Origin of the sequence: Escherichia sp. E10V5 (assembly GCF_004212315.1) — a bacterium.
Classification (GTDB): Bacteria; Pseudomonadota; Gammaproteobacteria; order Enterobacterales; family Enterobacteriaceae; genus Escherichia.
Genome location: NZ_RHJM01000003.1, coordinates 447,019 through 461,644, shown reverse-complemented (window position 1 = coordinate 461,644; position 14,626 = coordinate 447,019). Strand labels below are relative to the sequence as shown.

The following is a 14,626-nucleotide window of genomic DNA, read 5'->3' as shown; positions in this document are numbered from 1 at the left end:
CTGGTTTTTTATTGGATTTTCAGCGTGGCGCAGGCAGGTTTTATCTTAACCCGACACTGGCGGGATACCCCTCAAGGGACCGAAGTTTCTTTCTGGCTGGCAACGGACAACGGGCCGTTGCACGTTACGCTTGCGCCGCAAGAGTCCGTGGCGTTTATTCCCGCCGATCAGGTTCCCCGCGCTCAGCATATTTTGCAGGGTGAGCAAGGCTTTCGCCTGACACCGCTGGCGTTAAAGGATTTTCACCGTCAGCCGGTGTATGGCCTTTACTGTCGCGCCCATCGCCAGTTGATGAGTTACGAAAAGCGCCTGCGTGAAGGTGGCGTTACCGTCTACGAGGCCGATGTGCGCCCGCCAGAACGCTATCTGATGGAGCGCTTCATCACCGCTCCGGTGTGGGTTGAGGGAGATATGCGCAATGGCGCTATCGTTAATGCCCGTCTGAAACCGAATCCCGACTATCGTCCGCCACTCAAGTGGGTTTCTATTGATATTGAAACCACTCGCCACGGTGAGCTGTACTGCATCGGCCTGGAAGGTTGCGGGCAGCGCATCGTTTATATGCTGGGGCCAGAGAATGGCGATGCCTCCGCGCTCGATTTCGAACTGGAATACGTCGCCAGCCGCCCGCAGCTGCTGGAAAAACTTAACGCCTGGTTTGCAAATCACGCTCCCGATGTGCTCATCGGCTGGAACGTGGTGCAGTTCGATCTGCGAATGCTGCAAAAACATGCCGAGCGTTACCGTATTCCGCTGCGTCTGGGGCGCGATAACAGCGAGCTGGAGTGGCGCGAGCACGGCTTTAAAGACGGCGTCTTTTTCGCCCAGGCCAAAGGTCGGCTAATTATCGACGGTATCGAGGCGCTGAAATCCGCGTTCTGGAATTTCTCTTCATTCTCGCTGGAAACTGTCGCTCAGGAGCTATTAGGCGAAGGAAAATCTATCGATAACCCGTGGGATCGAATGGACGAAATTGACCGCCGTTTCGCCGAAGATAAACCCGCGCTGGCGACTTATAACCTGAAAGATTGCGAACTGGTGACGCAGATTTTCCATAAAACAGAAATCATGCCGTTTTTGCTCGAACGAGCAACGGTGAACGGCCTGCCGGTAGATCGGCACGGGGGATCGGTGGCGGCGTTTGGTCATCTCTATTTTCCCCGTATGCACCGCGCGGGTTATGTCGCGCCTAATCTCGGCGAAGTGCCGCCGCACGCCAGCCCTGGTGGCTACGTGATGGATTCGCGGCCAGGGCTTTATGATTCGGTGCTGGTACTGGACTACAAAAGCCTGTACCCGTCGATCATCCGCACCTTTCTGATTGATCCCGTCGGGCTGGTAGAAGGCATGGCGCAGCCTGATCCAGAGCACAGCACCGAAGGTTTTCTCGATGCCTGGTTCTCGCGGGAAAAACATTGCCTGCCGGAGATTGTGACTAACATCTGGCACGGGCGCGATGAAGCCAAACGTCAGGGCAACAAGCCGCTGTCGCAGGCGCTGAAGATCATTATGAATGCCTTTTATGGCGTGCTTGGCACCACTGCCTGCCGCTTCTTCGATCCGCGCCTGGCGTCGTCGATCACCATGCGTGGTCATCAGATCATGCGGCAAACCAAAGCATTGATTGAAGCGCAGGGCTACGACGTGATCTACGGCGATACCGACTCAACGTTTGTTTGGCTGAAAGGCGCACATTCGGAAGAAGAGGCGGCGAAAATCGGTCGCGCACTGGTGCAGCACGTTAACGCCTGGTGGGCGGAAACGCTGCAAAAACAACGGCTGACCAGCGCGCTGGAACTGGAGTATGAAACCCATTACTGCCGTTTTCTGATGCCGACCATTCGTGGAGCCGATACCGGCAGTAAAAAACGCTACGCCGGGCTGATTCAGGAGGGCGACAAACAGCGGATGGTATTTAAAGGGCTGGAAACCGTGCGTACTGACTGGACGCCGCTGGCCCAGCAGTTTCAGCAGGAACTGTACTTGCGCATCTTTCGCAACGAGCCATATCAGGAGTACGTGCGTGAAACTATCGACAAACTGATGGCGGGCGAACTGGATGCGCAACTGGTTTACCGTAAACGGCTTCGCCGTCCGCTGAGCGAATATCAGCGTAATGTACCGCCACATGTACGCGCTGCACGCCTTGCCGATGAAGAAAACCAAAAACGCGGTCGCCCCTTGCAATACCAGAACCGTGGCACCATTAAGTACGTATGGACCACCAACGGCCCGGAGCCGCTGGACTATCGACGTTCGCCGCTGGATTACGAACACTATCTGACCCGCCAGCTTCAACCTGTGGCGGAAGGAATACTCCCCTTTATTGAGGATAATTTTGCTACACTTATGACCGGGCAACTTGGGCTATTTTGAGCAAAAAAAGAGTTCGTCAGATACCATTTTGATGCGTGACGAATGCCTTGCCATCCAGTACCATAGCGCCCTTTCCATTCCTGGACCTGAATAACACCACTACCACATTAGCCTGGTAGCGGGTAGTTATTGCCTGCAATTAAAGATATAGAGCCAAACACATATGCCTTTTACACTTGGTCAACGCTGGATCAGCGATACAGAAAGCGAATTAGGACTTGGAACCGTTGTCGCGGTGGATGCGCGAACTGTCACATTACTTTTCCCATCTACTGGTGAAAACCGTCTGTACGCACGCAGTGATTCCCCCGTGACCCGCGTGATGTTCAACCCTGGTGATACCATTACCAGCCATGACGGCTGGCAGATGCAAGTCGAAGAAGTAAAAGAAGAAAATGGCTTGCTGACCTATATCGGTACTCGCCTGGATACTGAAGAGTCCGGCGTGGCCCTGCGTGAAGTTTTCCTTGATAGCAAACTGGTGTTCAGCAAACCGCAGGACCGTCTGTTTGCCGGGCAGATTGACCGTATGGACCGCTTTGCGCTGCGTTATCGCGCGCGTAAGTATTCCAGCGAACAGTTCCGTATGCCGTACAGCGGCCTGCGCGGTCAGCGTACCAGTCTGATCCCGCACCAGCTCAACATCGCTCATGATGTTGGTCGCCGCCACGCGCCGCGCGTTCTGCTGGCTGACGAAGTGGGTTTAGGGAAAACCATTGAAGCCGGGATGATCCTGCATCAGCAGTTGCTCTCTGGCGCTGCTGAACGTGTGCTGATTATCGTACCGGAAACTTTACAGCATCAGTGGCTGGTGGAAATGCTGCGCCGTTTCAACCTGCGCTTTGCGCTATTTGATGATGAGCGTTATGCCGAAGCTCAGCACGATGCTTACAACCCGTTCGACACCGAACAGCTGGTGATTTGCTCGCTGGATTTTGCCCGTCGTAGCAAACAGCGTCTGGAACACCTCTGTGAAGCCGAATGGGACCTGCTGGTGGTCGATGAAGCGCATCACCTGGTGTGGAGCGAAGACGCGCCGAGCCGCGAATATCAGGCTATTGAACAACTGGCAGAGCACGTGCCGGGCGTTCTGCTGCTGACCGCAACCCCGGAACAGCTGGGAATGGAAAGCCACTTCGCCCGTCTGCGTCTGCTGGACCCGAACCGTTTCCACGATTTCGCGCAGTTCGTTGAAGAGCAGAAAAATTATCGTCCGGTTGCAGACGCCGTTGCCATGCTGCTGGCAGGTAACAAACTGAGCAATGACGAACTGAACATGCTTGGCGAGATGATCGGCGAGCAGGATATCGAGCCGCTGTTGCAAGCGGCAAACAGCGACAGCGAAGATGCACAGAGCGCCCGTCAGGAACTGGTTTCGATGCTGATGGATCGCCACGGCACCAGCCGCGTGCTGTTCCGTAACACGCGTAACGGTGTGAAAGGCTTCCCGAAACGCGAGCTGCACACTATTAAGCTGCCGCTGCCGACGCAGTATCAGACGGCTATTAAAGTCTCCGGCATTATGGGCGCACGTAAAAGTGCAGAAGATCGCGCTCGCGATATGCTCTACCCGGAGCGTATTTATCAGGAATTTGAAGGTGATAACGCCACCTGGTGGAACTTCGATCCGCGCGTTGAGTGGCTGATGGGCTACCTGACCAGCCATCGCTCTCAGAAAGTGCTGGTGATCTGCGCCAAAGCGGCCACTGCGCTGCAACTGGAGCAGGTACTGCGCGAACGTGAAGGTATTCGCGCCGCGGTGTTCCACGAAGGCATGTCGATTATCGAACGTGACCGCGCTGCCGCCTGGTTTGCCGAAGAAGACACCGGCGCGCAGGTACTGCTGTGCTCGGAAATCGGTTCTGAAGGGCGTAACTTCCAGTTCGCCAGCCACATGGTAATGTTCGATCTGCCGTTCAACCCAGATCTGCTGGAGCAGCGTATTGGTCGTCTGGATCGTATCGGCCAGGCGCACGATATTCAGATCCATGTGCCTTATCTGGAAAAAACCGCTCAGTCAGTGCTGGTGCGCTGGTATCACGAAGGTCTGGATGCGTTCGAGCACACCTGCCCGACCGGACGCACTATTTACGATAGCGTATACAACGATCTGATTAACTATCTGGCTTCACCGGATCAAACCGAAGGCTTTGACGATCTGATCAAAAACTGCCGCGAGCAGCATGAAGCGCTGAAAGCACAGCTGGAACAGGGTCGTGACCGCCTGCTGGAAATCCATTCCAACGGTGGCGAAAAAGCCCAGGCACTGGCAGAAAGCATTGAAGAGCAGGATGACGATACTAACCTGATCGCCTTCGCCATGAACCTGTTCGATATCATCGGTATCAATCAGGACGATCGCGGCGACAACATGATCGTGCTGACGCCGTCCGATCATATGCTGGTGCCGGACTTCCCTGGTCTGTCGGAAGATGGCATCACCATCACCTTTGATCGTGAAGTGGCGCTGGCGCGTGAAGATGCGCAGTTTATTACCTGGGAGCATCCGCTGATCCGCAACGGTCTGGATCTGATCCTCTCTGGCGATACTGGTAGCAGCACGATTTCACTGTTGAAAAACAAAGCATTGCCGGTAGGTACACTGTTGGTAGAGCTGATTTACGTGGTTGAAGCCCAGGCGCCGAAGCAGTTGCAGCTTAACCGCTTCCTGCCGCCGACACCGGTACGTATGCTGCTGGATAAAAACGGCAACAACCTGGCAGCGCAGGTTGAGTTTGAAACCTTTAACCGTCAGCTTAACGCGGTTAACCGTCACACCGGCAGCAAACTGGTTAACGCCGTGCAGCAGGATGTTCACGCTATCCTTCAGCTGGGTGAAGCGCAGATCGAGAAATCTGCCCGTGCATTGATTGATGCGGCGCGTAACGAAGCCGACGAAAAACTGTCTGCCGAGCTGTCTCGTCTGGAAGCGCTGCGTGCGGTGAACCCGAACATTCGTGACGACGAACTGACCGCCATTGAAAGCAACCGTCAGCAGGTAATGGAAAGCCTGGATCAGGCAGGCTGGCGTCTGGATGCCCTGCGTTTGATCGTTGTGACGCATCAGTAACGGAGCCGAAAATGGGGATGGAAAACTACAATCCACCGCAGGAACCCTGGCTGGTTATCCTGTATCAGGATGACCACATTATGGTGGTCAACAAGCCGAGCGGTTTGTTGTCTGTACCGGGTCGTCTGGAAGAGCACAAAGACAGCGTGATGACGCGCATTCAGCGTGATTATCCGCAGGCAGAATCGGTGCATCGTCTGGATATGGCTACCAGCGGGGTGATTGTAGTGGCGCTGACCAAAGCCGCGGAGCGGGAATTAAAACGCCAGTTCCGCGAGCGCGAGCCGAAAAAGCAGTATGTGGCCCGCGTCTGGGGGCATCCATCCCCCGCAGAAGGTCTGGTGGATCTGCCGCTGATTTGCGACTGGCCAAACCGCCCGAAACAGAAAGTCTGTTACGAAACGGGTAAACCTGCGCAGACGGAGTATGAAGTGGTGGAGTATGCGGCGGATAACACGGCAAGAGTGGTGTTAAAGCCGATTACCGGGCGTTCACATCAATTGCGTGTGCATATGCTGGCGCTGGGTCATCCGATTCTCGGCGATCGTTTTTATGCTTCACCAGAAACGAGAGCAATGGCACCGCGTTTGTTGCTACATGCAGAGATGTTGACGATTACCCATCCGGCATATGGCAATAGTATGACGTTTAAAGCGCCAGCGGATTTTTAATCGTCACGCTGGCGAAGTTCGGTAGGCCGGAGAAGGCGCTCACGCCACATCCGGCAATTTTGCGCCGATTGCCTGATGCGACGCGGGCCGCGTCTTATCAGGCCTACACTTTGAAACTTATTTAAATCCTTTCTGCTGCTTAATCAGCTCATACGCCTGCTGAATTTCCTGTGCTTTCTGCTTCGCCATCTCCATCATCTCAGGCGGCAAACCTTTCGCCACCAGCTTATCTGGATGGTGTTCACTCATCAGCTTACGGTAGGCGCGTTTAATGGTGGTCGCCTCATCCGTTGGCTTCACGCCCAGCACATTACAGGCATCTTCCAGCGTCGGGCCACGCTGCGCTTGCTGCCAGTTACCACCGCCGGACTGCTGCTGATAACCGCCGCCAAACTGTGCACCGCCCTGCATCATGCGCAGAAACTGATCAAACTGGGCGCGGGAGATCCCTAATTCTTCAGCAATGACATACAGCACCGCTCGCTCATTTGGATGCAGCGAACCATCAGCAAACGCCGCCTGAATCTGGATCTCCAGAAACATACGAATTAAGTCAAAACGACCAAAGCAGACACTGCGGAACTGACGCATCTTTTCGCGCAGTGGGTAATTGTCTGATTTTCCCACCCGGAACGCATTTTGCGCCGCAGTACGGGAAGCACCATGCAGATTCATTCGCTCCATCAGCTGGCTGGCGATATGAATATCAGCCTCGGTAACGCGACCTTTGGATTTGGTTAAATGCCCCATCACTTCAAAAGTGGTGGCAAAAAACAGCGCCTGACGCTCGCGCTGGTTGGCGAACCACGCCATCTTGCGGCTACGGGCTTTATCAAACATATGGCCAATTAACAGGCCTAACACTACGCCCCAAAAGCCGCCGCCCATCAATAAGGCCACGGCCACGCCAATGATTTTTCCCCAATACTGCATATATTCCCCAAATGGACTTACGGAAACCAGCGCTATCTCCCACAATATAAAGGTGCTTTTACCGTTTTCCGGCTGCGGTCAATTGTGGGACATCGCCTATAATTTGCATTATCATACCTGTCATTCAATGCCGTGCCTAACACCACAGACGCTATACGGACAGGATTAACACTAGCGTAGAGATGACGAGTACGTTAGTCTCTGACCGTTTGTCACGCGCAACGTTACCGATGATGGAACAATAAAATCAACGTATGAAAAAACGTATCCCCACTCTCCTGGCCACCATGATTGCCACCGCCCTTTATAGTCAACAGGGACTGGCAGCCGACCTCGCCTCACAGTGCATGTTGGGCGTGCCAAGCTATGACCGTCCTCTGGTACAGGGCGATACCAATGACCTACCCGTGACGATTAATGCTGACCATGCAAAGGGGAACTACCCCGATGACGCCGTGTTTAGCGGCAGCGTGGATATCATGCAGGGTAACAGCCGTCTGCAGGCCGATGAAGTACAGCTTCATCAAAAAGAGGCGCCAGGACAACCGGAGCCGATACGTACCGTCGATGCGCTCGGTAATGTCCATTACGACGATAACCAGGTGATCCTCAAAGGGCCAAAAGGCTGGACGAATCTGAACACCAAAGACACCAACGTCTGGGAAGGTGATTATCAGATGGTGGGGCGTCAGGGGCGCGGTAAAGCAGACCTGATGAAACAGCGTGGCGAAAACCGCTACACCATCCTGGATAACGGTACTTTTACCTCCTGTCTGCCGGGTTCTGATACCTGGAGCGTGGTGGGTAGCGAAATTATTCATGACCGCGAAGAACAAGTCGCGGAGATCTGGAACGCCCGTTTTAAAGTGGGTCCGGTTCCGATCTTTTACAGCCCCTATTTACAGTTGCCGGTGGGTGACAAACGCCGTTCTGGTTTCTTGATCCCGAACGCCAAGTACACCACCACCAACTACTTTGAGTTCTACCTGCCGTATTACTGGAACATCGCGCCAAATATGGATGCCACCATCACGCCGCATTATATGCATCGTCGTGGCAACATTATGTGGGAAAACGAATTCCGTTATCTCACCCAGGCTGGCGCAGGCTTGATGGAACTCGACTATCTGCCTTCGGATAAAGTCTATGAAGATGAACATCCAGAAGATAGCAATTCACGCCGTTGGTTGTTCTACTGGCAACACTCCGGAGTGATGGACCAAGTTTGGCGCTTTAACATCGACTACACCAAAGTCAGCGACCCGACCTATTTCAATGATTTTGATAATAAATATGGTTCCAGTACCGATGGTTACGCCACGCAAAAATTCAGCGTGGGCTATGCGGTGCAGAACTTTGACGCCACGCTTTCGACGAAACAATTCCAGGTTTTTGATGATACCAGTGGCAACAGCTATGCCGCTGAACCACAGTTAGACGTCAACTACTACCATAACGATCTCGGCCCGTTTGATACCCGTATTTATGGTCAGGCAGTGCATTTTGTTAATACAAACAGCAATATGCCGGAGGCTACTCGCGTTCATCTGGAGCCGACGATCAACCTGCCGTTATCTAACACCTGGGGCAGTATCAATACCGAAGCGAAGCTGCTGGCTACCCATTATCAGCAGACCAATCTCGACTGGTATAACAGCAACCCACAAAACAATAAGTTGGCAGATTCTGTTAACCGCGTAATGCCGCAATTTAAAGTTGACGGCAAAATGGTCTTCGAACGTGATATGGAAATGCTGGCGCCGGGTTACACCCAGACGCTGGAGCCGCGCGCACAATACCTGTATGTGCCGTATCGCGATCAGAGCGACATCTATAACTATGACTCCTCATTGCTGCAATCCGACTACTCGGGCCTGTTCCGGGACCGGACTTATGGCGGTCTTGACCGTATTGCTTCCGCGAACCAGGTCACGACCGGTATCACAACTCGCGTATATGATGATGCAGCCGTTGAACGTTTTAATATTTCCGTTGGTCAAATCTACTATTTCACGGAGTCTCGCACCGGCGATGACAACATAACATGGGAGAATGACGACAAAACGGGCTCACTGGTATGGGCAGGCGATACCTACTGGCGCATCTCCGAACGCTGGGGATTGCGTGGCGGCATTCAGTACGATACTCGTCTGGATAACGTAGCCACCAGCAACACCAGCATTGAATACCGTCGGGATGAAGACCGTCTGGTACAGCTGAACTACCGCTACGCCAGCCCGGAATATATTCAGGCTACGCTGCCTAAATACTATTCCACTGCCGAGCAGTATAAGAATGGCATTTCGCAGGTGGGTGCAGTCGCTAGCTGGCCAATCGCCGATCGTTGGTCGATTGTCGGGGCGTACTACTACGACACCAACGCGAACAAGCAAGCCGACTCAATGTTAGGTGTGCAATACAGCTCCTGCTGCTATGCGATCCGCGTCGGTTATGAGCGTAAGCTGAACGGTTGGGATAACGATAAACAACATGCGATATATGACAACGCAATCGGCTTTAACATCGAACTTCGCGGCCTGAGTTCCAACTACGGTCTGGGTACGCAAGAGATGCTGCGTTCGAACATTCTGCCGTATCAAAACTCTTTGTGATTTGTTGATTTACCACGTAATCCGCAGTGCGGTTAATTGAAATGGAAAAAGTATGAAGAACTGGAAAACGCTGCTTCTCGGTATCGCCATGATTGCGAATACCAGTTTCGCTGCCCCCCAGGTAGTCGATAAAGTCGCAGCCGTCGTCAATAACGGCGTCGTGCTGGAAAGCGACGTTGATGGATTAATGCAGTCGGTAAAAATGAACGCTGCCCAGGCAAGGCAGCAACTTCCTGATGACGCTACGCTGCGCCACCAAATCATGGAACGTTTGATCATGGATCAAATCCTCCTGCAGATGGGGCAGAAAATGGGGGTTAAAATCTCCGATGAGCAGCTTGATCAGGCGATTGCCAACATTGCCAAACAGAACAACATGACGCTGGATCAGATGCGCAGCCGTCTGGCTTACGATGGTTTGAACTACAACACCTATCGTAATCAGATCCGCAAAGAGATGATTATCTCGGAAGTGCGCAACAACGAAGTGCGTCGTCGCATCACTATCCTGCCACAGGAAGTTGAAGCTCTGGCGCAGCAAGTCGGTAATCAAAATGATGCCAGCACTGAACTGAACTTAAGCCACATCCTGATCCCACTGCCGGAAAACCCGTCTTCTGAACAAGTGAATGAGGCGGAAACTCAGGCGCGTGCCATTGTCGATCAGGCACGTAACGGTGCAGACTTCGGCAAACTGGCTATCGCTCACTCTGCCGATCAGCAAGCGCTGAACGGCGGCCAAATGGGCTGGGGTCGCATTCAGGAGCTGCCGGGGATCTTCGCCCAGGCATTAAGCACCGCGAAGAAAGGCGACATTGTTGGCCCTATTCGTTCCGGCGTTGGCTTCCACATTCTGAAAGTTAACGACCTGCGCGGCGAAAGCAAAAATATCTCGGTGACCGAAGTTCATGCTCGCCATATTCTGCTGAAACCGTCGCCTATCATGACTGACGAACAGGCCCGCGTGAAACTGGAACAAATTGCTGCGGATATCAAGAGCGGTAAAACCACATTTGCTGCCGCAGCAAAAGAGTTCTCTCAGGATCCTGGCTCTGCAAATCAGGGCGGCGATCTCGGTTGGGCTACGCCAGATATTTTCGATCCAGCCTTCCGTGATGCGTTGACCCGCATGAATAAAGGTCAAATGAGTGCACCGGTTCACTCTTCATTCGGCTGGCATTTAATCGAACTGCTGGACACCCGTAACGTCGATAAAACCGATGCGGCGCAAAAAGATCGTGCATACCGCATGCTGATGAACCGTAAGTTCTCGGAAGAAGCAGCAAGCTGGATGCAGGAACAACGCGCCAGCGCTTATGTGAAAATTTTGAGCAACTAATGGTTAAACCCCAACGTGTTGTGATCACTCCCGGCGAACCCGCCGGGATTGGCCCGGACTTAGTTGTCCAGCTTGCACAACGAGAGTGGCCGGTAGAACTGGTTGTTTGTGCCGATGCCACTCTCCTTACCGACCGGGCAGCGATGCTCGGTTTGCCGCTTAACCTCCGCCCTTATTCCCCCAACTCCCCTGCGCAACCGCAAACTGCGGGAACGCTGACGCTACTTCCCATTGCACTACGTGTACCTGCCACAGCGGGACAATTAGCAGTTGAGAATGGGCATTATGTGGTGGAGACGCTGGCACGCGCGTGCGACGGTTGCCTTAACGGCGAATTTGCCGCGCTGATCACAGGTCCGGTGCATAAAGGCGTTATCAACGACGCAGGCATTCCGTTTAGCGGTCATACCGAGTTTTTCGAAGAGCGTTCGCAGGCGAAAAAAGTGGTGATGATGCTGGCAACCGAAGAACTTCGCGTGGCGCTGGCAACAACGCATTTACCGCTGCGCGATATTGCTGACGCCATCACCCCTGCGCTTCTGCACGAAGTGATTGCTATTTTGCATCACGATTTACGAACCAAATTTGGTATTGCCGAACCGCACATTCTGGTCTGTGGCCTGAATCCGCACGCGGGCGAAGGCGGTCATATGGGCACGGAAGAGATAGACACCATCATTCCCGTTCTCGACGAACTGCGGGCACAGGGGATGAAACTCAACGGGCCGTTGCCTGCCGATACCCTGTTTCAGCCGAAATATCTCGACAACGCCGACGCCGTGCTGGCGATGTACCACGATCAGGGTCTTCCCGTGCTAAAATACCAGGGCTTCGGGCGCGGTGTGAACATTACGCTGGGCCTGCCCTTTATTCGCACATCAGTGGACCACGGCACCGCGCTTGAACTGGCGGGACGTGGCAAAGCCGATGTCGGCAGTTTTATTACGGCGCTTAATCTCGCCATCAAAATGATTGTTAATACCCAATGAATAATCGAGTCCACCAGGGCCATTTAGCCCGTAAACGCTTCGGGCAAAACTTTCTCAACGATCAGTTCGTGATCGACAGTATTGTTTCTGCCATTAACCCGCAAAAGGGCCAGGCAATGGTCGAAATCGGCCCCGGTCTGGCAGCTTTAACCGAACCGGTTGGCGAACGACTGGACCAGCTGACAGTCATCGAACTTGACCGTGATCTGGCAGCGCGCCTGCAAACGCATCCGTTCTTAGGCCCGAAACTGACGATTTATCAGCAGGATGCGATGACCTTCAACTTCGGTGAACTGGCAGAGAAAATGGGCCAGCCGCTGCGTGTTTTCGGCAACCTGCCGTATAACATTTCCACGCCGTTAATGTTCCATCTGTTTAGCTATACTGATGCCATTGCCGACATGCACTTTATGTTGCAAAAAGAGGTGGTGAATCGTCTGGTTGCAGGACCGAACAGCAAGGCGTATGGTCGATTAAGCGTCATGGCGCAATACTATTGCAACGTGATCCCGGTGCTGGAAGTGCCGCCATCAGCCTTTACACCACCACCCAAAGTGGATTCCGCCGTCGTACGTCTGGTTCCGCACACGACGATGCCTTATCCGGTTAAAGATATTCGCGTGCTGAGTCGTATCACCACTGAAGCCTTTAACCAGCGTCGTAAAACCATTCGTAATAGCCTCGGCAACTTGTTTAGCGCCGATGTGTTAACGGGAATGGGGATCGACCCAGCGATGCGAGCGGAAAATATCTCTGTCGCGCAATATTGCCAGATGGCGAACTATCTGGCGGAGAATGCGCCTTTGCAGGAGAGTTAACGATGATCAATTCGCCCCGAGTGTGTATTCAGGTTCAAAGCGTCTATATTGAGGCACAATCTTCACCTGATAATGAACGTTACGTTTTTTCTTATACCGTAACCATACGCAACCTGGGGCGAGCGCCAGTGCAGTTGTTGGGGCGTTACTGGCTGATCACTAACGGTAATGGCCGTGAAACAGAAGTCCAGGGCGAAGGTGTGGTGGGCGTCCAACCGCATATCGCGCCTGGCGAAGAGTACCAGTATACCAGCGGCGCGATTATCGAAACGCCGCTGGGCACCATGCAGGGTCACTACGAAATGATTGATGAGAACGGCGTTCCCTTTATCATCGACATTCCCGTATTCCGACTCGCCGTTCCAATATTCATTCATTAAAAAATTATGGCGACATACCTTATTGGCGATGTTCATGGCTGTTACGATGAACTGATCGCATTGCTGCATAAAGTGGAATTTACCCCTGGGAAAGATACTCTCTGGCTGACGGGCGATCTGGTTGCGCGCGGTCCTGGTTCGCTTGATGTTCTGCGCTATGTGAAATCCTTAGGCGACAGCGTACGTCTGGTGCTGGGCAATCACGATCTGCATCTGCTGGCCGTGTTTTCAGGCATAAGCCGCAACAAACCAAAAGATCGTCTCACGCCGCTACTGGAAGCGCCTGATGCCGATGAACTGCTTAACTGGCTACGTCGTCAGCCTTTGTTGCAAATCGATGAAGAGAAAAAGCTGGTGATGGCCCACGCGGGGATCACGCCGCAGTGGGACTTACCGACCGCGAAAGAGTGCGCACGTGACGTAGAAGCGGTACTGTCAAGCGACTCTTACCCCTTCTTCCTCGATGCCATGTACGGCGATATGCCGAACAACTGGTCACCAGATTTGCGTGGTCTGGCGCGATTACGTTTTATCACCAACGCCTTTACCCGTATGCGCTTTTGCTTTCCAAACGGTCAACTGGATATGTACAGCAAAGAATCGCCGGAAGAAGCCCCTGCCCCGCTGAAACCGTGGTTTGCGATTCCTGGCCCTGTCGCTGAAGAGTACAGCATCGCCTTTGGTCACTGGGCATCGCTGGAAGGCAAAGGTACGCCGGAAGGTATTTACGCGCTGGATACCGGCTGCTGCTGGGGGGGTACATTAACCTGCCTGCGCTGGGAAGATAAACAGTATTTTGTCCAGCCGTCGAACCGGCATAAGGATTTGGGCGAAGCGGCGGCGTCTTAAACACAGCCTGATACAGGAAGGCCGGATAAGACGCGACCGACGTCGAATCCGGCACTAGCCGTAAATTCTATACAAAATTACCGCCGCTCCAGAATCTCAAAGCAATAGCTGTGAGAGTTCTGCGCATCAGCGTCGTGGAATTCGCTGAACACCGATTCCCAGTCATCCGGCTCATAATCCGGGAAATGGGTGTCGCCTTCCACTTCCGCGTCGATATGCGTCAAATACAGTTTTTGCGCTTTCGGCAGGAACTGCTCATAAACGCGACCGCCGCCAATCACCATAATTTCTGGAACATCACCACATGCCGCGATGGCTTCATCAACCGATTTCACCCACGTTACGCGATCGTCCGTACCCGGCTGGCTGCTGATGACAATATTTTTGCGTCCAGGTAGCGGGCGACCGATGGATTCCCAGGTATGGCGGCCCATAATCACAGGTTTATTTAAGGTGTTGCGTTTAAACCAGGCGAGATCGGCAGGCAGATTCCACGGCATGGCGTTTTCCATGCCAATAACGCGATCTACCGCTAGCGCCGCAATCAAACTGATCATTGAAATTTCCCGATAAAAAAAATTGTCGTCAC

11 protein-coding genes are annotated in these 14,626 nt (G+C 53.3%); 9 read left to right on the top strand and 2 right to left on the bottom strand.

All coding sequences use genetic code 11. From position 1 onward, the window contains the following. Positions 1-24 precede the first annotated feature (24 nt). The 3 genes from polB (at position 25) to rluA (ending at position 6,117) form a co-directional block, all read left to right on the top strand. The gene (gene polB, locus D9738_RS04155; protein WP_130259621.1) at positions 25-2,376 is read left to right on the top strand and encodes a DNA polymerase II; all 2,352 of its coding nucleotides are present in this window, start codon (positions 25-27) and stop codon (positions 2,374-2,376) included. 163 nt (positions 2,377-2,539) lie between these two features. Beyond that, the gene (gene rapA, locus D9738_RS04150) at positions 2,540-5,446 is read left to right on the top strand and encodes an RNA polymerase-associated protein RapA (protein WP_001117011.1); all 2,907 of its coding nucleotides are present in this window, start codon (positions 2,540-2,542) and stop codon (positions 5,444-5,446) included. 11 nt (positions 5,447-5,457) lie between these two features. Further along, entirely contained in the window at positions 5,458-6,117 is a 660-nt protein-coding gene (gene rluA, locus D9738_RS04145; RefSeq protein WP_130259620.1) for a bifunctional tRNA pseudouridine(32) synthase/23S rRNA pseudouridine(746) synthase RluA, read from the top strand. A gap of 117 nt (positions 6,118-6,234) precedes the next feature. On the opposite strand, the gene djlA is transcribed toward rluA, so the two are convergent. Next, a complete protein-coding gene (djlA, locus tag D9738_RS04140) occupies positions 6,235-7,050 on the bottom strand; it encodes a co-chaperone DjlA (RefSeq protein WP_130204881.1) in 816 nt (271 codons plus the stop codon). A gap of 254 nt (positions 7,051-7,304) precedes the next feature. Between djlA and lptD the strand changes: the two genes are divergently transcribed. The 6 genes from lptD to apaH are packed head-to-tail and all read left to right on the top strand — an operon-like array spanning position 7,305 to position 14,037. After that, positions 7,305-9,662, top strand: a complete 2,358-nt coding sequence (gene lptD, locus D9738_RS04135; RefSeq protein ID WP_130204879.1) for an LPS assembly protein LptD — start codon at positions 7,305-7,307, stop codon at positions 9,660-9,662. Between the two features lie 52 nt (positions 9,663-9,714). Continuing rightward, positions 9,715-11,001 carry a peptidylprolyl isomerase SurA gene (gene surA, locus D9738_RS04130; protein ID WP_105289210.1) on the top strand — a complete coding sequence of 429 codons (1,287 nt, stop codon included), beginning with the start codon at positions 9,715-9,717 and terminating at the stop codon, positions 10,999-11,001. Next, complete coding sequence (gene pdxA / locus D9738_RS04125) at positions 11,001-11,990, top strand: 4-hydroxythreonine-4-phosphate dehydrogenase PdxA (protein WP_130259619.1); 990 nt, start codon at positions 11,001-11,003, stop codon at positions 11,988-11,990. The genes surA and pdxA overlap by 1 nt, the downstream gene beginning before the upstream one ends. Continuing rightward, positions 11,987-12,808, top strand: coding sequence for a 16S rRNA (adenine(1518)-N(6)/adenine(1519)-N(6))-dimethyltransferase RsmA (rsmA, locus tag D9738_RS04120; RefSeq protein ID WP_130204875.1), 822 nt, complete (start codon positions 11,987-11,989; stop codon positions 12,806-12,808). Before pdxA ends, rsmA begins: the two co-directional genes overlap by 4 nt. Positions 12,809-12,810: 2 nt before the next feature. Next, positions 12,811-13,188 (top strand): Co2+/Mg2+ efflux protein ApaG, encoded by a 378-nt coding sequence (gene apaG / locus D9738_RS04115; RefSeq protein ID WP_130204873.1) that lies wholly within the window; start codon positions 12,811-12,813, stop codon positions 13,186-13,188. A gap of 6 nt (positions 13,189-13,194) precedes the next feature. Next, positions 13,195-14,037, top strand: coding sequence for a bis(5'-nucleosyl)-tetraphosphatase (symmetrical) ApaH (apaH, locus tag D9738_RS04110; RefSeq protein ID WP_130204871.1), 843 nt, complete (start codon positions 13,195-13,197; stop codon positions 14,035-14,037). 77 nt (positions 14,038-14,114) lie between these two features. Here the strand turns inward: apaH and folA are convergent, their stop codons facing one another. Next, entirely contained in the window at positions 14,115-14,594 is a 480-nt protein-coding gene (gene folA, locus D9738_RS04105) for a type 3 dihydrofolate reductase (RefSeq protein ID WP_130204869.1), read from the bottom strand. Positions 14,595-14,626: the final 32 nt, after the last annotated feature.